At 71.2% G+C, this 22,423-nt stretch carries 19 protein-coding genes and 1 pseudogene; 17 read left to right on the forward strand and 3 right to left on the reverse strand.

Going from position 1 to position 22,423, the window contains the following annotated elements; all coding sequences use genetic code 11:
• Nucleotides 1–140: 140 nt before the first annotated feature.
• Together AC07DS_RS13860 and AC07DS_RS13865 are read right to left on the reverse strand one after the other, a co-directional pair.
• Nucleotides 141–1,361: a glycosyltransferase family 4 protein gene (locus AC07DS_RS13860; protein ID WP_479144983.1), complete on the reverse strand. Its 1,221-nt coding sequence runs from the start codon at nt 1,359–1,361 to the stop codon at nt 141–143.
• A gap of 11 nt (nt 1,362–1,372) precedes the next feature.
• Nucleotides 1,373–2,353, reverse strand: coding sequence for an NAD-dependent epimerase/dehydratase family protein (locus tag AC07DS_RS13865; RefSeq protein ID WP_479144985.1), 981 nt, complete (start codon nt 2,351–2,353; stop codon nt 1,373–1,375).
• A gap of 252 nt (nt 2,354–2,605) precedes the next feature.
• Here AC07DS_RS13865 and AC07DS_RS13870 point away from each other — a divergent pair, with 252 nt between their 5' ends.
• The 5 genes and pseudogenes from AC07DS_RS13870 to AC07DS_RS13890 form a co-directional block, all read left to right on the forward strand.
• Nucleotides 2,606–4,075, forward strand: coding sequence for a hypothetical protein (locus AC07DS_RS13870; RefSeq protein ID WP_479144987.1), 1,470 nt, complete (start codon nt 2,606–2,608; stop codon nt 4,073–4,075).
• Nucleotides 4,072–5,664, forward strand: a complete 1,593-nt coding sequence (locus AC07DS_RS13875) for a hypothetical protein (RefSeq protein ID WP_479144989.1) — start codon at nt 4,072–4,074, stop codon at nt 5,662–5,664. The genes AC07DS_RS13870 and AC07DS_RS13875 overlap by 4 nt, the downstream gene beginning before the upstream one ends.
• Nucleotides 5,661–7,202 (forward strand): lipopolysaccharide biosynthesis protein, encoded by a 1,542-nt coding sequence (locus tag AC07DS_RS13880; protein WP_479144991.1) that lies wholly within the window; start codon nt 5,661–5,663, stop codon nt 7,200–7,202. The genes AC07DS_RS13875 and AC07DS_RS13880 overlap by 4 nt, the downstream gene beginning before the upstream one ends.
• An 87-nt stretch (nt 7,203–7,289) precedes the next feature.
• Nucleotides 7,290–8,855 (forward strand): YncE family protein, encoded by a 1,566-nt coding sequence (locus tag AC07DS_RS13885; RefSeq protein WP_479144992.1) that lies wholly within the window; start codon nt 7,290–7,292, stop codon nt 8,853–8,855.
• Nucleotides 8,852–9,274 (forward strand): annotated as a pseudogene (locus AC07DS_RS13890) (FAD synthase family protein); the annotation flags it as partial. The gene AC07DS_RS13885 and the pseudogene AC07DS_RS13890, both read left to right, overlap by 4 nt.
• A 15-nt stretch (nt 9,275–9,289) precedes the next feature.
• Here AC07DS_RS13890 and AC07DS_RS13895 read toward each other — a convergent pair.
• Entirely contained in the window at nt 9,290–9,991 is a 702-nt protein-coding gene (locus AC07DS_RS13895; RefSeq protein WP_479144994.1) for a CDP-alcohol phosphatidyltransferase family protein, read from the reverse strand.
• A 107-nt stretch (nt 9,992–10,098) separates the two neighbouring features.
• Here AC07DS_RS13895 and AC07DS_RS13900 point away from each other — a divergent pair, with 107 nt between their 5' ends.
• The 12 genes from AC07DS_RS13900 (at nt 10,099) to AC07DS_RS13955 (ending at nt 22,318) form a co-directional block, all read left to right on the forward strand.
• On the forward strand, nt 10,099–11,580 hold the full coding sequence (locus AC07DS_RS13900) for a glycosyl hydrolase family 28-related protein (RefSeq protein WP_479144996.1): 1,482 nt from the start codon (nt 10,099–10,101) through the stop codon (nt 11,578–11,580).
• Nucleotides 11,581–11,867: 287 nt separating this feature from the next.
• Nucleotides 11,868–13,019 (forward strand): PQQ-dependent sugar dehydrogenase, encoded by a 1,152-nt coding sequence (locus tag AC07DS_RS13905; protein WP_479144998.1) that lies wholly within the window; start codon nt 11,868–11,870, stop codon nt 13,017–13,019.
• A gap of 57 nt (nt 13,020–13,076) precedes the next feature.
• Nucleotides 13,077–13,217, forward strand: a complete 141-nt coding sequence (pqqA, locus tag AC07DS_RS13910; RefSeq protein ID WP_479145000.1) for a pyrroloquinoline quinone precursor peptide PqqA — start codon at nt 13,077–13,079, stop codon at nt 13,215–13,217.
• Nucleotides 13,218–13,225: 8 nt separating this feature from the next.
• Nucleotides 13,226–14,140 (forward strand): pyrroloquinoline quinone biosynthesis protein PqqB, encoded by a 915-nt coding sequence (gene pqqB, locus AC07DS_RS13915; protein ID WP_479145002.1) that lies wholly within the window; start codon nt 13,226–13,228, stop codon nt 14,138–14,140.
• On the forward strand, nt 14,137–14,913 hold the full coding sequence (gene pqqC, locus AC07DS_RS13920; protein WP_479145004.1) for a pyrroloquinoline-quinone synthase PqqC: 777 nt from the start codon (nt 14,137–14,139) through the stop codon (nt 14,911–14,913). The genes pqqB and pqqC overlap by 4 nt, the downstream gene beginning before the upstream one ends.
• Nucleotides 14,910–15,182 (forward strand): pyrroloquinoline quinone biosynthesis peptide chaperone PqqD, encoded by a 273-nt coding sequence (gene pqqD, locus AC07DS_RS13925; RefSeq protein WP_385170054.1) that lies wholly within the window; start codon nt 14,910–14,912, stop codon nt 15,180–15,182. Before pqqC ends, pqqD begins: the two co-directional genes overlap by 4 nt.
• Entirely contained in the window at nt 15,179–16,336 is a 1,158-nt protein-coding gene (gene pqqE, locus AC07DS_RS13930) for a pyrroloquinoline quinone biosynthesis protein PqqE (protein ID WP_479145006.1), read from the forward strand. Before pqqD ends, pqqE begins: the two co-directional genes overlap by 4 nt.
• Nucleotides 16,337–16,451: 115 nt before the next feature.
• Complete coding sequence (locus tag AC07DS_RS13935; protein ID WP_479145008.1) at nt 16,452–17,924, forward strand: Y4yA family PLP-dependent enzyme; 1,473 nt, start codon at nt 16,452–16,454, stop codon at nt 17,922–17,924.
• Nucleotides 17,921–19,240: a pyridoxal-phosphate dependent enzyme gene (locus tag AC07DS_RS13940; protein WP_479145010.1), complete on the forward strand. Its 1,320-nt coding sequence runs from the start codon at nt 17,921–17,923 to the stop codon at nt 19,238–19,240. The genes AC07DS_RS13935 and AC07DS_RS13940 overlap by 4 nt, the downstream gene beginning before the upstream one ends.
• Before the next feature lie 5 nt (nt 19,241–19,245).
• Complete coding sequence (locus tag AC07DS_RS13945; RefSeq protein WP_479145012.1) at nt 19,246–20,451, forward strand: aminotransferase class V-fold PLP-dependent enzyme; 1,206 nt, start codon at nt 19,246–19,248, stop codon at nt 20,449–20,451.
• 89 nt (nt 20,452–20,540) lie between these two features.
• On the forward strand, nt 20,541–21,305 hold the full coding sequence (locus AC07DS_RS13950; protein ID WP_479145014.1) for a class I SAM-dependent methyltransferase: 765 nt from the start codon (nt 20,541–20,543) through the stop codon (nt 21,303–21,305).
• A 53-nt stretch (nt 21,306–21,358) separates the two neighbouring features.
• Complete coding sequence (locus AC07DS_RS13955) at nt 21,359–22,318, forward strand: SDR family NAD(P)-dependent oxidoreductase (protein ID WP_479145016.1); 960 nt, start codon at nt 21,359–21,361, stop codon at nt 22,316–22,318.
• Nucleotides 22,319–22,423: the final 105 nt, after the last annotated feature.

Consider the following 22,423-nt stretch of genomic DNA (forward strand, 5'->3'; position numbering starts at 1 on the left):
TCCGGTCGCCGCCGTCCGGTCGCCGGCGGTCTGCTCGTAGGCCGTCCGATTGCGGGCCGGCCGGTCGTCGCCACGGTCCGCGCCGCGGATGGACAGCGGCGCGGACCGTGGCATTCGGCACGTGTGTCCACACGGCCGGTTCAGCGGGCCGGGGCGGCGCTCACCCTCCGGAGGATGTCCTCGAAGCGGGAGGCGCAGCTCTCCAGGGCGAACTCGCGCTCGGCCAGGGCCCGGCTCTCCTTGCCCAGCCGCTCCGCGCGAGATGGGTCGGCCAGGACCTTCCGGACCCAGGAGGCCGCACCGTCCAGCGCGGACTCCTCCGGCGGCAGGACCGCCGACCCCGCCTGACGGAGCAGTTGCGCGGCCAGGTTGTCGGCGGGCATCAGACCGAGCACCGGCCGTCCGGCACAGAGATACGACAGGGTCTTGGACGGGACCGAGAACTGGCCCGCGTCCGGTCCGAGGAGGACCACGAGGACATCGCCCGTGCCCAGCACCTCGGGCAGCCGCTCGTAGGGCTGGAAGGGCAGCAGGGCCAGGTCGACCCCGCGGGCCGCGGCGGCCTCCCTGAGGACGGGCACGGCAGGACCGTCGTTGACGACGACGAGCCGCACCGGATCACCCTGCTCCCGCAGTCGCTCGGCCAGCTGCACCAGCAGCACCGGGTTGTGCTTGAGGCCCAGCGTGCCGGAGTACAGCACCGTCCGCACGTCGTTCAGACCGTGCTCCGCCGACCAGGAGTTGGCCCGTGCCACCGGGGTGATCTCGTCCAGCGGTGCCCAGTTGGGGATGACGGTGACCTTGTCGGCGGTGCCCCACCGTTCGTGGACCCGCACGAAGGAGTCGGCGATCACGACCACGGCCGAGGCCTGGCGAGCCGACCACTTCTCGCCCGCCCCGAAGACCTTGGCGGCGAGGCCCATCGACTTCGCGACCTGCGCGGCGGCGAAGCTCTTCAACGCGACCGCGGTCACGTCCTGGTGCCACAGCACCCAGGGGATGCGCAGCCTGCCCAGGACGGCCGCGGTCACGACCAGCACCGGGATCGGCAGGTTGGACAGCAGCACCACGTCGGGCTTCTCGCGCCGTACCTGCCGGGCCAGTTCGAGGCCCAGCCGGGTCTCCTGGTGCAGCCGGTGGAAGTAGGCCTGCTTCCTCAGCCGGGTGGTGTCCCCGATGGTGACGAAGCGGAGTCCGGGGGAGTCTCCGGCGAGGTTGCCCTTGCCGGAGACGTAGGCCGTACACGTCGAGTGGACGACATCATGACCGCGGCGCGCCAACTCCCGGCTCAGCTGGGCCTGGAACGGATGGCCGCTGTAGTCGTGGACGAGGATCCGCATCTGCTCTTCGTGCCCTCGCACGTGGTCGGGGCTCACTGGTGGGAGCGCTTGACCTGGTCGTAGACCCAGGCGTAGGTCTTCTCCAGACCGTCGGCCAGGGAGATCGACGGTTCCCAGCCGTGGATCTCGCGGATCAGGGTGTTGTCGGAGTTGCGGCCGCGCACGCCCTGCGGAGCGTCGAGCCGGTGGCTGCGCTCGCAGCGGACACCCGCGATCTCCTCGACGATGTCGACGAGTTGGTTGATGGTCACCAGTTCCGAGGAACCGAGGTTGACCGGTACGTCACTGTGCCCGTTCATGATCATCTGCGTGCCGTGCAGGCAGTCGTCGATGTACATGAAGGAGCGGGTCTGCAGACCGTCGCCCCAGATCTCGATGCTGTGGTCCCCGGAGAGGACCGCCTCGGCGATCTTCCGGCAGACCGCGGCCGGGGCCTTTTCGCGGCCGCCGTCCCATGTGCCGTGCGGGCCGTACACGTTGTGGTAGCGGGCGACGCGTGACGTGAACCCGTAGTCCTCCGTGAAGTGGCGGCACATGCGCTCGGAGAAGAGCTTCTCCCAGCCGTAGCCGTCCTCCGGCTGCGCCGGATAGGCGTCCTCCTCCCGCAGCGCGGTGACGTTCGGGTCGGTCTGCTTGCCGGCGGCGTAGACACAGGCGGAGGACGAGTAGAAGTACCGTTCCACGCCGTGCTCGTGTGCGGCCTGCAACATGTGCGTGCTGGTCAGCACCGACATCATGCAGGCGGCCTTGTTGTTCTCGATGAAGCCCATGCCGCCCATGTCGGCGGCGAGCATGTACACCTGTCGCGCGCCCCGGACGCCCGCGCGCGCGTTCTCCAGCAGCGACAGGTCGGCGATCACGTTCTCCGCGGCGTCGTGGACCTGGTACCACTCCTGCAGGGGCTTGATGTCGATGGAGCGGACGGTCAGCCCCTGGTGCAGCAGGTCGCCCACTAGATGGCCGCCGATGAATCCCCCGCCACCGGCAACGACGACGTCCACCTGCTTGCTCATCGGCAACTCCTCTGTCCCGGATTCTGGTCCGATAAGCAATACACATTTGTCCCGATTTGCGGTAAATGGCGCGCCGCTTCGAATGCCTTCGTCACCCGATGACTGGGCTCGCGCACGGCTTTGCGGAGCTGTGGATTCGCGCGCGCCTGTGCGGAATACGGGTAAATGGGCGTTATAAAGCTGTTGATGAAGTTTCAGTTGGAATGTGCGAGTGGCGCAGAAGTCGGGACGCGGGACGCCGGCGTCCGCGGCGTGGCTGCGGTCTCGCTCTGGACCGTGGCGCTGATCGTCCTGCTGCCGGGCCTGATCCTCCAGTCGAACGGCGCGCATCTGTCCGCGGCTCTCGCCCTGCAGGCCGTCGTCGTGACGCACACCGGTGTGGCGCTCACCCGCGTGCTCACCGCGACCACGGTGCGCCTCGTCGCCCTCGGCTTCTGGGTCTTCGCCTACATCTGGCTCGGCCTTGCACCCCTGGCCATGCTCGCCACCGACACGTACCCGTGGGCCTACCGGGCCGGTGAGGGCACCGCCCTCACGGCCGTGGCCGTCATCGAACTCGGGCTCCTCGCCCACAGCGCGGGGACGGCCTTCGCCGCCCGCCGGGAGCGCACGCTCGCCGCCCGCCCGTGTGTCACCTCACCCGGAGTCGTGGAACGGCTGCTGTCCCGCCGCCTGGCGCCCTGGCGCCTCATCGCGCTCTGCGGACTCGCCCTCGCCCTCGCGGTGCTGCTGATTCCCACGCAACCTGGCGGCCCGGCAGCCTACTTCACGAGCCGTCAGGCCCTGCGCGAAGCCGGCGCCATGGACAACGCGCAGGACGCCTTTGTGATGGCCCTGCGCAACTGGTCGCTGTCCGTACCCGCGTTCTGGGCCCTGCTGGGTCTGCTGCACGTGCCCCGGCTGCGTGGCGGCGACCGGCTGCTGCGCGGTGTCCGCAGGCTGCTGCTGCCGCTGCTCCTGGCCCTGAACGTCGTCGTCAACAACCCTGTCAGCAAGCCGAGGTTCTGGGCCGGCACGGTCCTGCTGACCCTGCTGTTCACCGTGCCCAGGCTGTGCCGCCCCCGCGCCTTCCGCGCCGTCGCGGCCACCCTCATGACGGCCGTGCTGCTCGTCTTCCCCTACAGCGACTACTTCCGCTACAGCGACCGGGAGCAGATCGCCGTCGTCTCCCTCGCCGAGCAGTTCACCACCAACGGCGACTACGACGCCTTCCAGCAGATCCAGACCGGCATCGACTACGCGCGGGAAAAGGGGTTCTCGCCCCAGAGCGCGCTCGGGCCCCCGCTGTTCCTGGTCCCGCGCTCGGTGTGGCCGGACAAGCCCGAGGACACCGGGATCACCCTCGCCCGGTACGCGGGCTACGACTTCCTCAATCTCTCCGCGCCGTTGTGGATCGAGAGCTATCTGTGGGCCGGACCGCCCGCGGTCGCCGTCGTGTTCTTCCTGCTCGGCGCGGCCGGCCGCCGGATGGACGACGTGCGGCACCGGCTCCGCGACCGGCCGGGCACCCTCGCTGCACTGCTGGTCCCGGCCTTCGCCTTCTATCAGATGATCTTCCTGCGCGGCAGCCTGCTCGGCATCGTCGGCCCGCTGATGCTGCTGATGACCGTTCCGCTGCTCATCACCACCCCCACGGCCCGGGCATCCCGGCTCCGCCCAGCGGCGATGTCGACCGCACCCACCCGTCACGCATCGATCCCCGGAACAGGAGGGCACTCGTGACCGGCCCCTTCCACCTCGACGACCGGTACGACGAGCCGGACCAGCTACGCGACCAACTGCGCCGACTTCTGCGCCACCGCGCCGTGATCGCGTTGGGGATCGTCCTGGGACTGCTCGGCGGAGCGGCCCTGGCGCAGGCCCGCGCCCACACCTACACCTCCACCAGCGAAGTCCTCGTGCGCTCCACCACCGACCCCTTCGGTACGGTCGCCGTGGCCGCGGACAACCAGGTCAGCATGAGCACCGAGCAGCAGATCGCCGCGAGCGCCGCGGTCGCCATCCGCGCGGCGCACACCCTGAAACAGCCGGCGAGCCGTGCGGGCGCGCTCCAGGACCGGCTGCGGGTCACCAACCCCTCGAAGTCCCAGGTCCTCCGCTTCGAGTTCACCGCCGGCAGCCCCGGGCGCGCGGCGCGCGGCGCCAACGCCTTCGCCGATGCCTACCTGGCCGACCGCAAGGGCCGTAACGACGCCGCCGTACAGCGGGCCACCCAGGGCGTGGAGCAGCAGATCGCCGCGGTGACCAAGCAGGCGGCCAAGAAGAAGGACGAGGACGGCGATTCCACGGACTCCGCCGCGCAGAGCGAGATCGCCGCCCTGCACAAGCGGGTCTCCGACATCAACTCCCGTGACACCACCGGGGGTGACGTCGTGCGCAGCGGCGAGGCCCCCACCAAGCCCTCGGGGCCGGGCCTGCCGACCCTGCTCGTGCTCGGACTGGCGAGCGGTCTCGCCCTCGGCATCCTGCTGGCCTGGCTGCGCTCCGCACTCGACTCCCGGGTCCGGTCGGCCGACGAGGTCCGCGCCGCGCTGCGGGCTCCGGTACTCGGCATGCTGCCCGCCGGGGACCGTGGGGAAGAGGCTCTGCTGACGGTCGGCCGCAGTGGCGGTGACCGCACGGAGGCCTACCGCGCCCTGGCCTACCGGCTGCGCCGGACCGGGCTTCCGGACGGCGCCGGCCGCCTGCTCGTGGTGGCCCCCCGGCGCGGTGCGGCCGCCGGGGAGGTCGCCGCGAACGTGGCCGCGGCCCTCGCCGAATGCGGCGACGAGGTGCTGCTGGTGGACGCCGACCCCGGCACGCCCGGCCTCGCGACCCGACTGCCGCGCGTACCGGACGACGCCCGCACGACCGAGGAGGAGGCCCTGCCCGACGGGAGCCTCGTCGTCGACGCCGGAACCGCCGGGCGGTTCGTCTGCCGCTCCAGCGGCAGCACCGGTTCACAGGTCCGGACGGGCGTGTCCGCCGCGGTCCACCGGGTACTGCCCGCTGCAGGCTCCGGATCCGCGGTCGTCGTCACCCGGCCGCTCCTGGAGCACGCCGACGCGCTCGCGGTCGCCCAGCGGGTCGACGGCGTCCTCCTGGTCACCCACCTCGCGGCCACGCGGCGCGACGACCTCAGGCGGGCGCACGAGCTGATCGGCTGCTCGGGCGGGAACCTCCTCGGCGTGGTGCTCGACGCCGGCCGCGCTCGCGGCCGCCTGCGCGCCGCCCTGCGCCGCCGTCCCGAGCACCGTCCCACGGTGGAGCCCGCCACGCCGATCGTGGAACTCCCTGCGCAGGACGACACACTCACGGCCAACCGCGGGTGACCGCCTCCGACGCCACCGCTCCCACCCCCGCCGGGGCCACCGCCCCGAGCGGGGTCGCCGCTGCCGCACGGGGCGGCTGGTGGGGTGTGGCGGGTTCCGCGGCGAACGCCGTCTTCGCCTTCCTCCTCGTCGGCCTGATCACCCGCGCCGCCGGAGCGAACGGAGCGGGAGCGGTCTTCACGGGCGTGGCCCTGTTCACCATCCTCAGCAACACCTGCAAGCTCGGTTCCGACACCGGGCTCGTCCGCTGCGTCTCGCGCGACCTCGCCGTCAACGGCGGCCGATCGGTGGGCGCCCTGCTGCGCGCCGCCGTCGTACCGGCGGCCGTGGCCAGCACCGCGGCCGCCCTGCCGCTGCTGCTGTTCCCGGCGGTGGCCACCACCCTCCTGCCCCATCTGCGGCCGGCCGACGCGATCACGCTGGTCCGGCTCTTCGCGCTGTTCCTGCCCGTCGCCACCGTCGGACTGGTCCTGCTCGGCGCCACCCAGGGCCACGGCACGGTGGTGCCGTTCGTCGGCGTCGAGCAGATCGGCAAGCCCGTACTGCGGGTGCTGATCGCCGTTCCGGTGGCGTACTACGCACCGGGGATGCTGCCCCTGGCCGCGGCCTGGCTGCTGCCCGCGGCGGCCGGAACCGTGGCCGCCTGGCTGTCCCTGCGCCGCTGCCGTGCGCTGCGCGGCACGGAACATCCCGCCGAGCGCGGGGCCGCGCCCTGGCGCTCCTTCTGGAGCTTCGCGGCACCACGCGCGGTCTCCTCCATCTTCGACATCAGCGCGGTCTGGGTAGGCGTCATCCTGCTGTCGGCACTGGCCACCAGCACCGAGGCGGGCGTCTACACCGCCATCGGCCGCGTGGTCACCGCGGGCACCCTGCTGCAACTCGCCGTCCGGCTCGCCGTGGCACCCGAGATCAGCCGGCTGCTCGCCGTCGACCAGATCTGCGAGGCCCGCCATCTGCACCGTGTCTCGACCTGCTGGATCGTGCTCTTCTCCTGGCCGCTGTTCGTCCTCGTCGCCGGCTACCCCCGGACCGTCCTCTCCGTCTTCGGCCCGGAGTTCGTCGACGGCGCACCCGCCCTCGTCGTGCTGTGCGTGGCCTCGTTGATCAATGTCGCGGTCGGCAACGCCCAGACCGTGCTCCTCATGGCGGGCAAGAGCTCGTGGCACCTGGCCATCACCGCCCTGGCGTTCGCGGTGCAGCTGACGGTCGGCATTCTCGCCGTGCCGGTGTGGGGCGTCCTCGGTGCCGCCGTGTCCTGGGGCGCGGCCATCATCGTGGAGAACCTCTCGGCGGCCCTGCTCATCCGCCTGCGCCTCGGCTTCACGACCGTCGACCGCGGCTACACCACTGCCCTCGGCGTCGCCCTGGCCGTCTCGGTGGTGCTGGCGGCCGTGCGTCTGCTGGGTGGTGACACCCCGTCAGGACTCGCCGTGGGGATGACCTTTGGAATGTGTGTATTCGGTACTACTTTGTGGTGGTATCGAAGATCGCTGGGAGTGAGCGAGCTGGTCGGAGTGCTGCGCCGTCGCGCCGCATGAGCCCAGGCAGGGGCGCACGGTCCGGGCCAGGGAAGCCCCGCCCCATTCCCCGCGTGCCGCCCACAGCACTGCTATCCGGGGTGTCCCTTGCGCCTGAGAAAGCTCCCGACGAAGGCGGCCACCAGGGCTGTCGTCGTCACGCTCTGCTGTTCCACCGCCCTGCTCGACCCCTCCTTCGCCATGGCCGCCGGCACGGCGCCCAAGCCCGCGTTCAGCGCCGATCCGCTGGCGACCTGGCAGACCGACGGCATCGTCTGGTCACTGGCCTCCGCGGGTGGTGTCGTCTACGCCGGGGGAACCTTCACGTCGGTACGGCCGCCGGGTGCCGCACCCGGCGCCAAGGAGATCCCGCGCCACAACTTCGCCGCGTTCGACGCCGTGACCGGGGCCCTGCTGCCCTGCGCGCCGTCGTTCACCGGTGGCGAGGGAACCGTACGCGCCCTGAAGGCCTCGCCGGACGGCCGTGTGCTGTACGTGGGCGGCTCCTTCAGCCACGTCGGGGCCACCGGTGTGGCGAGCGCCGTAGCCCTGAACACGGCGGGCTGCACCCTGCGCAAGGACTTCCGGCCGGCGGTGTCCTCGACCGTCCGGGCGATCGACACCACGGACCGGACGGTCTATCTCGGCGGTGACTTCGGTGTGGTCGACGGCCGGACCAGGAAACACGTCGCCGCCTTCACGCCCGGGGGCACGCTGTTGCCGTTCGAGGCGGACATCGATGCTCCGGTGCGCGCCCTGTCGGTCGTACCCGCACACGAAAAGCTCTACGTCGGGGGCGAGTTCGAGCGCGTCGACAACCAGTTGGTCCACTCGCTGGCCGCTCTGAACCCCACCACCGGCGAACTGACGCACACCTATCCGTTCTGGCTGCCGCCCAAGTCCGCGGTGAAGTCGATCGCGCACGACGGCACCAACTTCTACGTGGCCGCCGAAGGCAGCGGCGAAGGCGTCTTCGACGGCCGCATCGCGGGCCGGCTCAGTGACGACACCATGGTGTGGAAGGACACCTGCCTCGGCGCGACTCAGGCCGTCCTGCCCTACAAGGGCGTCCTCTACAGTGCCTCGCACGCGCACGACTGCGCCGCCACGCCCGGTGGCTTCCCCGACCGGCACGACCGGCAACACCTGCTGGCCCAGTCACCGCAGGACAGCACGATCCTGCACTGGTTCCCCGACACCGACGAAGGGGCGGGGAAGGGCGTGGCGGGGGTCGGGCCCCGAGCCCTGGCCGTCGCGCGCGGAATCCTCTGGGTGGGCGGCGAGTTCGGCCAGGTCAACGACCGGCCGCAGCAGAGTCTCACCCGCTTCGGGGCCGGTCCCGGAACCGTCGCGCCGGAGGCACCCGCCCTCTCGGTCTCCGCCGAGAGCCCCGGAACGGTCACCCTCCGCTGGCAGGCCTCCTGGGACCGGACCACCGCGGCGCTGACCTACCGGCTCTACCGGGACGGGCGGATCGTCTCGCGGCAGACGTCGTCGTCGACCTACTGGGACCGCCCGTGGATGAGCTACACCGACTCCGTGGGCGCCGGTACGCGTCACCGGTACCGGATCGAGGTCACGGACGGGACGAACACCTCGCCGAAGTCCCACTTCCTGAAGGTGACCGTCCCCGCGAAGGCCGATGCCCGGGCGGCGGGTGACGCGCACACATGACACGCATCGGATACGCGCCCGGCGTCTACGACCTGTTCCACATCGGGCATCTCAACCTGCTGCGCAATGCGCGGCGGCACTGTGACCACCTCGTCGCGGGAGTCACCTCCGACGACCTGACCATGCGCCTCAAGGGCAGGTCGCCGGTCATCCCGGTCTCCGAACGCGCGGCGATCGTGCGCGGCCTGCGCTGCGTCGACGCGGCCGTCGTCGAGCTGGAGGAGGACAAGCTGGAGGTGTGGAAGCGGATCGGCTTCCACGTCATCTTCAAAGGCGACGACTGGCGGGGAACGCCCAAGTGGGAAGTGCTCGAGCGGCGCTTCGCGCAGGTCGGCGTGGAAGTCGTCTACTTCCCGTACACCATGCACACCTCCAGCACCCTGCTGCGTGGTGCCCTGGAACTGCTCACCGCGCAGCCGCCACCCGCGATCCCCTCAGCGCAGCTCGCGAAACCACTTGACCAGGAAGGCCGCCATGAACAGGACATGGGCCAGCAGCAGAGTGCAGTACACCGCAAGGAAGATGTGCTGACTTCCCAGGAATAGGAAGCTGATGCAGGTCATGCCGTAGTCGACCGGCAGGAGCAACACGGACCACAGTGCCCGGGCCGGCCTCGCCGGTCCCGCGTCCGCCGTCCGCCGCTTGAGCTTCTCCGTCAGGATCCCGGCGAAGAAGATCACCACGGCTGCGAGCTGGAAGATCATCGGCGCCAGCAGGAAGGCCGGACCGGGCAGCGTGAAGAACCGGTAGAACGACACCAGCACCACGAGGTGCAGGGTGACGAGCTTGACGCAGTCCAGCACATGGTCCAGCCACTCGCCGGACGCACTGCCCGAGCACTGGCCGCGCGCGAGCTGACCGTCCGCCGCGTCCAGGGCGAACCCGAAGGCCATGGCCGTACCGACACAGGCCGCCATCACCGGAGCGGGCGGCAGCAGGGCCACGGCGGCCAGGGCCGGAAAAGTGAACAGGGCGCCGAGCACCGTCAGCTGATTCGGTGTCGCCCCGATCCGGTAGGCCACCGCGGCCAGTACCCGGCCGGCCGGACGGTTGACGAACTCGGTGTAGACCGACGTTCCCTTCGTGGGCTTCTGTGCCGACGACAACTGCCTGAGCACTTGGGCGAACTCGGTCATTTTCCACCTTATTGGTGTAAGTACTTGGAAAGAAGGAGATTATGGCAGAAACGGGTGGTGAAAGGTCCCGTGTCAGCCGTCGGCATCTCCTGCGTGGCGGAGCGTCGGTGCTGGCGGCGACGGCTCTGTCCACCTACACCCCGCCCGCCGTCGCCGGCCCGCGGGGCAGGGCCGAGGCGGCCGCCTCCGGCGCCCCTCCCGGGCGCGGACGTTCCAGGTCCGACACGGCGACCGTGGTCAACGTGGCCGACCTCGGTGCGGTGGGCGACGGGCGGACCGACGCCAGTGCGGCGTTCGAGGTCGCCTACTCCTTCGCCGCCGCGCGCGTCTCCCAGGGCGTCGGCCGCGTGGTGATCGAGATCCCCGCCGGCGACTTCCTCATCACCCGTCCGAACGCACTGCTGAACGGCGTCGCTCCGCCGCGGCCCGCGAACGGCCTCCGCTTCGCCGGAGCGGGCAAGCGGATGACCACCCTCGTGTTCCGCCCGGACACCGGCCCCGGCTCCTATCTCTGCCGCAACGAGGACGCCTGGTCGAATCTCTCCTTCGAACGCATGCAGTTCCGCTCGGACACGCCCGGCGCCTCCTTCTTCAGTTCGTACTCGACCGGGCAGGCGCAGGACTACCGTTTCTCCGAGTGCGAATGGATGGGGGAATGGGAGTACGGGCTCGCCCTGGACGGCACGGACACCAACTCGGAGATGCGGTGGGAGGCGTGCCGGGTCGGCGGCAGCTATCGCCGGGCATTTCTGTATTCCGGACTCTCGGAGCGCGGGAAGGACCGTCCGAACGACCAGGACCAGTTCCTCAACTACTGGTTCACCGACATGAAGGTCGAATACGACTGGGGCAACTTCCTGGAGTTCCCCTACGGAGGTTCGATCACCTGCCGCGGCGGTTCGTACATCATCACCGGCAAACGCCCGGAGAGCACCCCGGAATACGGCACCACCAGCACGTTCTTCCGCTTTCCCGTCAACGTGCACCATGACTCCGTGCAGCGGTTCCACGCCGAGGACATCCGCTTCGAGGTGCGCAATCCCGATGTGCGGGTCATCGACTGCGTGTGGAACAGCGGAACGGTCCACTTCAGTGACTGCGACGACACCGCCTTCGGCTACCGGGACTTCTCCGCCGAAGTCCGCCCGCACCGCTACGCGGTGGGTCCGCGGGGACCGCTGATCCGTTACGACTCCTGCCAGTTGGTGGGCCGCCACGAGTACCGGACCACCGCCGCGCAGGACACCCTCCCGCCGCTCGCGCGTTACGACATGTGCCTGCTCCGCAGCCACGCGGCCGGTGACTTCGCGGTGCCCGCCGACGGCACCGAGCGGCCCCGCTTCGTGCGTTTCGTCGACTGCGTCGACCATCCCGACGCGGGTGACTCGCCCCAGCCGGCATCCCCCACGACCGCGCCGCCCTGCATCGGCCCGACCTCGTCCCCGGCCCCCTCGCCGACCTCGTCCCCGAGCCCGACGCCCACCGCGACGCCCGAGCCGAGCCCCGCGACGACTCCTTCGGCGAATTCTGCGTCCCAGGATTCGCCGACCCGTGCCGACAGCGACCCGGCCGGCTGCGCCAAAAGATAGATCCGGCTGCGGAGGCTTCGGCAGCCCCGTCACCTGCCATGACGACGGGTCACCCGTGGGAGGGACTTTACGGACCTTCAGCAGGATGGGGGGATCCGGGTGGCCAGAGATTCAGTGAGCGTCTGATACTCCATAAAGGAGTCATTGCCACGCTTCGGTCCCGCCCTTTTCACCGGGTTCACCACGCTGCGGCGCAGTAATGAGCACCACCCCGTGTATCGCAGTCGGGCGCGCCGTTCTCCGTGGGCAATCACGCGGTCGCGTCCCATGACAGGAAAGGCATGTGGATGTCACGCTTGGCGCATTCGGCGCTGCACCGGGTCCGTCCGGGCCTGGTCGCGATCACCGCTGTCGCCGCTGTGGCGGCCGTCGGCGTGGGCCAGTCGACCGCGACCGCCGCGGTACCACCGTCCGTCCCTCGTGCGCAGGACGGCGGATCCGGCGCACACCGTCAGGGCGCGGCACCGTCCGGTATCAGCACGCTCTCGGACAAGCTGACGACCCCCTGGGGGATCTCGTTCCTGCCGGGCAGGAAGTCCGCGCTGGTGACCGAACGCGACACCGGAGCGGTCTGGAAGGTCGCCCTGGACGGGTCCAAGAAGAAGGTCGGCACCGTCCCGAACGCGGTGTGGAGCCAGGCGACCCAGGACAAGGGCGGCCTGCTGGGTGTCGCCGCGTCACCCGGCTGGAACGGGACCACGGACAAGGCCGTGTTCTTCATGGAGACCACGTCCGTCGACAACCGCGTGGTCCGGATGAACTTCAACGGCACCTCGCTGAGCGGCTACACCCCGATTCTCACCGGAATCGTCAGGGACACGCAGCACAACGGCGGAAAGATCGCCTTCGGTCCGGACGGCTACCTCTACGTCACCACCGGCGACGCGCAGCAGTCGCAGCTGGCCCAGGACAAGAAGTCGCTCAACGGAAAGATCCTGCGGATCACCAGGACCGGTGCCGCCGCCCCCGGAAACCCGTTCGGAACCCGTGTCTACAGCTACGGCCACCGCAACCCGCAGGGCCTGGCCTGGGACCGCAACGGACGGTTGTGGGAGACCGAGATCGGCCTGGACACCTGGGACGAACTCAACCTCATCAAGCCGGGCGGGAACTACGGCTGGCCCAAGTGCGAGGGCGGCTGCTCCGTCGCGGGCATGAAGAACCCCAAGATGGTCTGGAGGCCGGACCAGGGCGGCGTGCCCGCCCAGATCGCGATCGTCAAGAACGTCATCTACGCCGCGACGCTCAGCGGCAAGCGGCTGTGGCGGATCCCGATCGACTCCTCCGGCGAAGGCGTACTGCCGGCGACGGCGTACTACAACGGCGCCTACGGCCGGTTGCGGGCGCTGGCCAAGGTACCCGGCGCCGACCAGCTCTGGCTGGGCACGAGCGACCGCGGCATCGCGAAGGACCTCCTCCTCAAAGTGACCATCAAGTGACGACCCCCTGCTGAACAAGGGGGCGAACTCACCTCTGCCGAAAGGAAGGCACACACCATGAACGAAGCCATCGAACACATCGAACAGCCGGCCGCGACCACCACCGAGGAAGCCGGCCGGACCGAGTGGCAGACGCCCGGGTACACGATCGTCGACACCGCGCTCGAGGTCACCGCCTACTCGCTCAGCGTCCGCTAGCCGCCGGCATGCTGCTGCAGGTACTCGGCACCGCCGCCGGCGGCGGCATCCCCCAGTGGAACTGCGCGTGCCCCGGGTGCTCCGGGGCACGCGCCCACTGTGTGCGGCGCCGCAGGCACGCCTCGCTGGCCGTCCGTGCCGACGAGAGCCGCTGGTACGTCGTCAACGCCACCCCCGACATCGGCGACCAGATCGAGGCCCACCCGGCCCTCCACCCCGGGCCCGGCCCCCGGCAGACGCCGATCGCCGGAGTGGTCCTCACCGACGCCGAACTCGACCACACGCTGGGCATCTGGCGGCTGCGCGAGGCGGACGGCCTGGAACTCCTGACCACCGCTCCGGTCCGCCAGGCACTCGAGGACCGCCTGCACCTCGGCGAGGTGCTCGACCCGTACACCACCCTGACCTGGCGGGAACTGGAACCCCGGGGCGCGCAGCCGCTCTGCGCCGACGCCGCGGGCCCGACCGCATCCGGTGTACGGATCAGCGCCGTACCCGTCTCGGACAAGCGTCCGAGATACGCCGCCGACGACCCCGCGCACGACTCCTGGGTCGTCGCGCTGCGCCTGTACGACCCCGCCACCGGCAGGTCTGCCCTCTACGCCCCCGCCGTGGCGACCTGGTCCGACGCGCTGCACAGCGCCGCCGCCGAGGCCGACTGCGTCATCGTCGACGGCACCTTCTGGGACGACGAGGAGCCCCGCCGTACCGGTATCTCGGCCCGTACCGCGACGGGCATGGGCCACCTGCCCGTCGACGGACCGGACGGCACCGCCGGCATCCTCGCCACGCTGTCCGCCCGCTGTCTCTACACGCACCTCAACAACACGAACCCCCTCGTCGACCCCGCCGCGCCGCAGCACAAGCAGCTCGCCCGGCTGGGCATCGAGGTGGCCGACGACGGAATGGTGATCGAGCTGTGACCACGACACTTGCCCCGCTGACGGAACCCTGGAGCCCCGCCGAGTTCGAGGCCCGCCTGCGCGCGGTGGGTGAGGCGCGCTACCACGACCGCCATCCCTTCAACATCCGCATGCACCAGGGCGACCTGACCCAGGCCGAGGTGCGCTCCTGGATCACCAACCGCTTCCACTACCAGCGCCACATCCCGGTCAAGGACGCCTTGATCACCGCCAAGCTGGACTCGCCGCGGCTGCGGCGCATGTGGCTGCGGCGGATCGAGGACCACGACGGACGCAGCGAGGGCGAGGGCGGCATCGAGCGCTGGCTGCGGCTCGGCGAGGCGGCCGGCCTGGACCGCCGGACCCTGCTGTCGGGCGAGGATGTGCTGCCCGGCGTACGGATGGCGGTGGACGGCTACGTCAACTTCTGCCGTCTCCGCCCGACCCTGGAAGCCGTCGCCGCCTCGCTCACCGAACTGACCGCCCCGGACCTCATGCGCCGGCGCATCGAGGCGTTCGAGCGCCACTACCCCTGGATCGCGGCGGAGGGGCTCGGCTACTTCCGCACCCGCGTCGACCAGGGCCGGCGCGACAGCACCGAGGCGCTCGACCTGGTTCTCCAGTGGTCCCGCACCCGCACGGACCAGGAGAAGGCGCTGGCCGCGCTCTCCTTCAAGTGCGACGTGCTGTGGTCCCTGCTCGACGCCGTGCAGTACGCGGGACAGTCCGAGCAGGCGGGCGGCCCCGGCCGGACCGGCAGGCTCGGGCAGGACGACCGACGGGAGCCGAAGTGATCCCGGAGCCCGAGAACACCTGGTGCCCCGCGCTCGCCCCCTCGCTGATGCTGCGGCACGACACCGTGCGCGGCGCCGACCTGCTGGTCCTGCCGGAACGCGTGGTCGTCCTGGAGGGACACGCCGGCATGGTCGTCGGCCTGTGCGACGGCACCCGCACCGTGCCCGGGATCGTCGACGAGCTGGTCGAGCGGTTCCCCGGCGCCCCGGTGGCCACCACCGTCCCCTCCTTCCTCGGCCGGCTGCGACAGGAGGGCTGGCTCAAATGACCGCTGCCACGAATCCCGCCCGCCCCTGGGCCCTGCTCGCCGAACTCACCCACGCCTGCCCGCTGCACTGCCCGTACTGCTCCAACCCGCTGGAACTCGCCCGCCGTTCGAGCGAGCTGAGCGGCGGGGAGTGGGCGGACGTGCTGCGTCAGGCCGCCGAGCTGGGCGTCGTGCACACGCACCTCTCCGGTGGCGAGCCCCTGCTGCGACCCGACCTGGAGCAGATCGTCGCCGCCGCGGAGTCGGCCGGGATCTACACCCAGCTGGTGACGAGCGGCACCGGCCTCGACGAGACCCGGCTGGCCGCGCTCACCACGGCCGGGCTGCGCAGTGTCCAGCTCTCCGTCCAGCACGCAGACCCGCGGGCCAACGACCGGATCGCCGGCCGCCGGTCCTCGTTCGCCGCGAAGGAAAGGGCCGCGGCCCTCGTCCGCCGGGCCGGGCTACCGCTCGGCCTCAACGTCGTGCTGCACCGCGACAACCTCGACGCCCTCGACGCCCTCGTCGAACTGGGCGTGGACTGGGGTGTCGACCGCATCGAGCTGGCCAACACGCAGTTCTACGGCTGGGGTCTGCTCAACCGCACCGCGCTGCTGCCCACCCGCGAGCAGCTGGCCCGCGCCCGGGAGTCCCTCGAACACTGGCGGGAGCGGCTCGCCGGCCGCGTCGACCTGGTCTGGGTCGTGCCCGACTACTTCGACGGCGTCGCCAAGCCCTGCATGGGCGGCTGGGGAGCGGTCTCGCTCACCGTCGCACCCGACGGCACCGCCCTGCCCTGTCCGGCGGCCGCCTCCCTGCCCGACCTGGACCCGCCCAACGTCCGTGACCACCCGCTGGCCTGGATCTGGGAGCAGTCCCCGGCCTTCGACCGCTTCCGCGGCACCGAGTGGATGACGGGCCCCTGCAGTGGCTGCCCCCGCCAGGAGGAGGACTTCGGCGGCTGCCGCTGCCAGGCGTTCGCACTCACCGGCGACGCCGCCCGCACCGACCCGGCGTGCGCGCTGTCGCCGGACCACCACCTCGTCCGCGAGCTGGCCGACGGCGGCACGGTGGAGCCGCCGCCGTACGTCTACCGGCTGCCCGGGGCGGCACCCGCACGTGCGGGGCTCCCAGGACCGGGCTCCGGCGAAAACCTGCCGACCTGCTCCCACTAGAGGAGGTACGGGGCGTAAACCGACCGGATGGGGGAAGAGGGTCATACGGCAAGCCGCGGGGAGTGGCCGGCCGTGCCCGGGATGCCGGGCCTGGGTTCGGGGGGAGGCACCAGGCATGGGCGGGCAGCCCCTGTTTCTCCGTCCGCGGCTGGAACCGCGGCTGCGGTCACTCGCGGACTCCGGCGAGCTGCTGCACACGCTCGTCGGCGCGCTCGGGTCGCCGCTGCACGCGGTCGTTCCCGACCAGATCGCCGCGAATCTGGAGCGGTTCCGATCGGTGTACCGCGGCCATCACCTCATCGGCCAGGTCTTCTTCGCCCACAAGGCCAACCGGTCCAGCGCCCTGCTGAGGCGGCTGGCCGCCACGGACGCGGGCGTGGACGTCGCCTCCCTGGGCGAGCTTCAGCACGCGCTCGGCGCCGGATTCACCCCCGACCGCATCACCGCCACCGGACCGAAGAACAGGGAGTTCCTCTGGCTGGCCGCCCGAACGGCGGTCACCGTCAGCGTCGACGGCCGTGACGAGCTGGAGCAGCTGGCCGCCCTCGTACGCCGGCACGCCCTGCCCCGGGCCCGCGTCCTGCTGCGGCTGTCGGGGTTCGAGACCGCCGGGGTGCGGGTGCTGAGCCGGCGCAGCCGATTCGGCGTACCCGTACGGGAGCTGGATCCGCTGCTGAAGGCGGTCGAGCGGCACCACGACGTCCTCGACCCGGTGGGAGTGGCGTACCACCTGGACACCACCAGCCTCGACGAGAAGGCCGCGGCGCTCGAAGGCTGCCTGCGTGTACTGGAGGAGTGCCGGGAGCGGGGACTGCGGCCGACGGCCGTGGACATCGGCGGCGGATTCGGCGTCAACTACCTTGCCGACCGCGAGCAGTGGGAGCGGTACACGACCGAGCTGACCGCCGCGGTCCTCGGCACCCGGGCACCCCTGACCTGGGGCGGGCACGGCTACGGGCTGCGCAACGAGGCCGGCACCCTGCGTGGCGCGCTCGGGCTCTACCCCGCGCACCGGCCGGTCGCCGGGGCGCGGTACCTGGACGAACTCCTCGCGCACCCGGCCGCGTCGTTCGACGGCCGCCCGCTTGCCGACCTGCTGCTGGAGCACCTCTACGACCTGCACACAGAACCCGGACGGGCTCTGCTGGACCAGTGCGGGCTGACGCTCGTCAGGGTGCTGGAGGTCCGCACCCAGGAGGCCGGCGGCGAGCTTCTCGTACGGCTGGAGGCGAAGGCCGACGATATCGCCCTGGAGGAGCACGGGGTCCTCATGGACCCCCTGGTCCTCCCGCGGGACCCGGCCCGCGCCGGCCCCGTCGCGGAGCCGGTCGCCGTCCATCTCTTCGGCAGCCTGTGCCTGGAGACCGACCTGATCACCCGGCGGACGGTGTTCCTGCCCCGCCGCCCCGAACCGGGCGACCTGCTGGCCTTCGTCAACACCGCCGCCTACTGCATGGACTTCCACGCCACCCGCGCCCAGCGCCGGCCCGTCGCCCGCAAGGTCGCCGCCTGGCAGGACGGCGGTTCGTGGCGCTGGTGCCTGGACGATCAGTACTGGCCGACCACCTCCGTGGGAGGAGCGCAGTGAGGTACGACAGCATCACCGAGGCCATCGGCAACACTCCGCTCGTGCGCATCGACCCGGCCGTGCACGGTCTGACCCACATCGACCTGTACGCCAAGCTGGAACTGCTCAACCCGTTCGGATCGGTCAAGGACCGGGCCGCCTGGAACATGGCGCGCCCCCACCTGCAGGCCGCGGCCGCGGACGGCAGGCAGGTCGTGGAGCTGTCCAGCGGCAACACCGCCAAGGCGCTGGCCGTCCTCGCGGGGATGCACGGCCTGACCTTCAAGAGCGTCACCAACCGGATGCGCATCCCGGAGATCAAGGACCTCCTGCTGCTGCTCGGCGCCGAGATCGAGGAGCTGCCCGGCCAGAGCGAGTGCCTGGACCCGACCGCCACCGACGACCCGCTCACCCTCTTCCACCGGACGCTGTCCGAACCCGGCGGCGCCTTCCTGCACACCGACCAGTACTTCAACCCGCGCAACACCGAGGCCCATCTCACCGGCACCGGCCCGGAGATCGTCAAGGACCTGGACGGCCGGGCCCCGGACTGGTTCATCGCCTGTGTGGGCACGGCCGGTTCCTCCTCCGGCGTCGCCCGCGTACTGCGCGAACACGACCCCGCCGTACGGGTCGTCGGACTGGTCGCGGACAAGTCCGACTTCATCCCCGGCATCCGCACCATCGACGAGGCCCGCGAGGTCGGGCTGTTCGACCCGGACACCTACGACACGATCGAGGCGGTGAGCGCCGACGACGCGATCGAGGGCATGCTGACGCTGAACCGCCGGTGCGGCATCATGGCCGGCCCCACCGGCGGAGCCGCCTACTTCGGTGCCCTGCGCCGACTGCGGTCGGCCGACGATGAATTGACGGAACGCCAGTCGGCCGTCTTCATCGTCTGCGACCGCGTCGAAAGCTACCTGAGCTACGTCCGCCGGCGCCGTCCGGACCTGTTCGGCCGTCCCAGCCGCAGGAACTCACCGGCCGATGTGTCCGACACCGAGGTGCGCGAGGCTCCGGCCGTCGGCGTCGCCGAGGCCCAGGCATGGATCGCCACCGGCCGGCCGCTCGTGGTGGACCTGCGCAGCCCCTCCGCCTACGCCGCCCTGCACATCGACGGCTCGGTCAACATCGTCGACGAGTTGTTCGAGGAACTGGTCCATGGCGGCCTGCCCTTCAGTCACAACCGCCCGGTGCTGCTCGCCTGCCCGGTCGGCGAGAAGTCCGCCCGCTACGCCGCGCTGCTGACCCGTATGGGGCACCCGGAGGTCCGCAGTCTGACCGGCGGCATCATCGCCTGGCGCGACGCCGGCGCACCACTGGTACGGGACTGAGCGGCATGACGGCAGCCGGGATCCGTTCTCAAGGGGAGTCGGGCAGTGCGGAGTTGAGCGCCCTGCGCGCCCAGTTCCCCATCATCGCGGGGCACCCGGAGCTGGCCTACCTGGACAGCGCGGCCACCGCGCAGAAGCCACAGGCCGTACTCGACGCGGTCCAGGCCTACCTGACCACGACCAACGCCAACGCCGGGCGCGGGACCTACACCTGGGCCAACCGGACCACGGCCCTGGTCGAGGAGACCCGGGACCGCGTCAAACGGTTCCTCGGCGACCCGGATCCGGCGCGGTCCGCCGTGCACTTCACGAGCGGCACCACCGAGGGGTTGCGAGCGATCGCCCGCGACTGGCTTCCCCGGCTCCTCGCCGACGGCGACGAGATCGTGGTCCCGGTCGCCGACCACCAGGCCAACATCTCACCCTGGCTGGAGGTCCGGCAGCAGCTGGCCGGCCAGGGCGTGCGGGTCCGCGTCCTGCCGATGCCGTACCAGCAGGCATCCGGCGACTACGAACACACGGTGCTGGCGTCCCTCGCCGGGCCGCGCACCCGGTTCGTCGCCGTGACCCATGTGCACCACGTCTACGGCGGGAACATGAACATCCACCGCATCCGCGAGGCGGTGGGCCCGGACGCCGTCATCTGCCTGGACGCGGCCCAGAGTGTCGGTCATCTGCCGGTGTCCGTGGCCGGGCTGGACGTCGACTTCGTCGTGTTCTCCGGTCACAAGGCGATGGCGCTGCCCGGCTCGGGTGCGCTCTGGGCGCGCCAGGCACGCGGACCGGCGTTCGCCCCCGGCGGCTGGCCGGGTACGCCCAACACCGTCGGCATCGCCTCCCTGCACGCGGCGCTGGACTGGCTGGAGGCGGCCGGGCCCGACCGGATCGAGCGGTGGACCGTGGCCCTGGCGGCCCGGCTCACCGACCGGCTGCGCCACCTGGACGCCTACGAGATCCTCGGCTGCCGGACAAGCGTCGCCGCCGGCTCACCCGTGCAGCAGCGCCAGGGCATCGTCACTTTCCGGCACCGCGACATCGACTCGGGCGACCTGGGGTTCATCCTCTTCAGCCACGGCTTCATGGTCCGCTCCGACAGCCACTGCCAGGGCGGCGCGGGGGAGAAGGCCGACTCGGTACGGGTGAGCCTGCATGTCTACAACAGCATGGAGGAGATCGACAGACTCCTGTCGGTCCTTGCCACCCTCGGGTGATATCGGCCCCCGATCAGGGAATGGAAACCGTTGTCAGCTGTAGCCTCGGCGAAGGAACCAGGGGCGAGACGGCAAGGTGGCACGACCGTATGGGGCTGAGTCTGGCAACGGCCGAGCGATGGGTGGAGCGGTGGGAGCGGCAGCAGGAGCGGTACGCCGTCGACCGTGAGGAGCGTTTCACGGTGATCGCCGACATGGTCGAGCACATCGCCGCAAGCGCCGCCCACCGGCCGCTGATCGTCGACCTCGGCTGCGGCCCCGGATCGCTGGCGGCCCGCCTGGCCCGGCGGCTCCCGGAGGCGGACATCGTTGCGGTGGACCGGGACCCGCTCCTGCTGGAGCTGGCCCGCGCCCACCACGCGGCCGCGGCGCGTTACGTGGACGCGGTCATCGGCGAGCACGGCTGGACCGAGGCTCTCGGCCTCGACCGCCCGCTCGACGCGGCCGTCTCGACGACGGCCCTGCACTACCTGACCCCGGAGAAGCTGCGCCGCACCTACGGCCGGCTGGCCTCGCTCCTGCGCCCCGGCGGCATCCTCGTCAACGGCGACCACCTGCCCCAGGGCGACGCCCGGCTCGCCGAGATCGCCGGGCACATCGGACACCGCCGGGCGGAACGCCGGCGGGCCTTCGCGCACGAGGACTGGTCCTCCTGGTGGACGGCGATCGCCGAGGACCCCGAGATGGCCGACCTCTACACCGAGCACCGGGCCCGTCGTCCCCCGACGGGAACGGACAGCGCCGCCCGGCTCTCCCTGTCCGCACACCTGCGACTCCTGCGTCAGGCGGGCTTCGGCCACGCCGGGCCCGTCTGGCAGTACGGCGACAGCTATGTGGTCGTGGCGATCCGCTGATCAGCCTGGTCCGGCTTGACTTCGAGTGTGCTCCAATTCGTAGCGTTTCGGGCATGAGCACTGCACAGCACAAGATCGGTTCGGGTTTCGGGGCCGACAGTACGGCCGACGACGTTCTCGAAGGCATCGACCTCGGCGGAAAGCTCGCGATCGTCACCGGTGGCTACTCGGGGCTCGGGCTGGAGACCACCCGGGCCCTCACCAGGGCGGGGGCCGAGGTCGTCGTGCCGGCGCGGCGTCCGGACAGCGCGCGGGAGGCGCTCGCGGGTCTGGACGGGGTCGAGGTGGACCAGCTCGATCTGGGCGACCTGGACAGCGTGCGGGCGTTCGCCGAGCGGTTCCTCGACTCCGGACGCACCGTCGACTTCATGATCGACAACGCCGGGATCATGGCCTGCCCCGAGACCCGGGTCGGACCCGGCTGGGAGGCGCAGTTCGCAACCAACCACCTCGGCCACTACGCCCTGGTCAACCGCCTGTGGCCGGCGATCGAACCCGGCGGCGCCCGCGTGGTCTCCGTCTCCTCCCGCGGCCACCACTTCTCCGGCATCCGCTGGGACGACGTCCACTGGCAGCGGGGCTACGACAAGTGGGAGGCCTACGGCCAGGCCAAGACCGCGAACGTCCTGTTCGCCGTCCACCTCGACAGGCTCGGCAGGGAGAAGGGGGTGCGCGCCTTTGCGCTCCACCCCGGCGGCATCCTCACCCCGCTCCAGCGGCACCTGCCCAAGGAGGAGATGGTGGAGCGCGGCTGGATCGACGAGCAGGGCAACGCGCTCAACCCCGAGGGCTTCAAGTCCCCGCAGCAGGGTGCGGGGACGCAGGTGTGGGCGGCGACCTCGCCCCAGCTCGACGGCCTGGGCGGCGTCTACCTCGAGGACTGCGACATCGCCGAGCCCGCCCCCGAGGGCGAGCGCCTGGGCGTGCGGGACTGGGCGACGGACCCGGAGCAGGCGGCCCGTCTGTGGGCCCTTTCGGCGGAGCTGACGGGCGTCGACGCGTTCGCGCCCTAGATCCCTCGCAGGCCCGCCTCGCGGTCGCCACCGGACCGGTCAGGAATGGAGAAGCGCCGGTCGCGGATCCGCGGCTACCGTGGCCGCCGAAGGGTGCCGTCCGAC

It is taken from the genome of Streptomyces sp. NPDC044064 (assembly GCF_056434245.1).

What these genes read in the sequence shown, in the direction of transcription:
- pqqA (WP_479145000.1), top strand. Translation starts at nt 13,077, where the DNA reads ATGAACGAAGCCATCGAACACATCGAACAGCCGGCCGCGACCACCACC.
- pqqE (WP_479145006.1), top strand. Translation starts at nt 15,179, where the DNA reads ATGACCGCTGCCACGAATCCCGCCCGCCCCTGGGCCCTGCTCGCCGAA.
- pqqB (WP_479145002.1), top strand. Translation starts at nt 13,226, where the DNA reads ATGCTGCTGCAGGTACTCGGCACCGCCGCCGGCGGCGGCATCCCCCAG.
- AC07DS_RS13945 (WP_479145012.1), top strand. Translation starts at nt 19,246, where the DNA reads ATGACGGCAGCCGGGATCCGTTCTCAAGGGGAGTCGGGCAGTGCGGAG.
- AC07DS_RS13865 (WP_479144985.1), bottom strand. Translation starts at nt 2,353, where the DNA reads ATGAGCAAGCAGGTGGACGTCGTCGTTGCCGGTGGCGGGGGATTCATC.
- AC07DS_RS13955 (WP_479145016.1), top strand. Translation starts at nt 21,359, where the DNA reads ATGAGCACTGCACAGCACAAGATCGGTTCGGGTTTCGGGGCCGACAGT.
- AC07DS_RS13935 (WP_479145008.1), top strand. Translation starts at nt 16,452, where the DNA reads ATGGGCGGGCAGCCCCTGTTTCTCCGTCCGCGGCTGGAACCGCGGCTG.
- AC07DS_RS13895 (WP_479144994.1), bottom strand. Translation starts at nt 9,991, where the DNA reads ATGACCGAGTTCGCCCAAGTGCTCAGGCAGTTGTCGTCGGCACAGAAG.
- AC07DS_RS13905 (WP_479144998.1), top strand. Translation starts at nt 11,868, where the DNA reads ATGTCACGCTTGGCGCATTCGGCGCTGCACCGGGTCCGTCCGGGCCTG.
- AC07DS_RS13950 (WP_479145014.1), top strand. Translation starts at nt 20,541, where the DNA reads ATGGGGCTGAGTCTGGCAACGGCCGAGCGATGGGTGGAGCGGTGGGAG.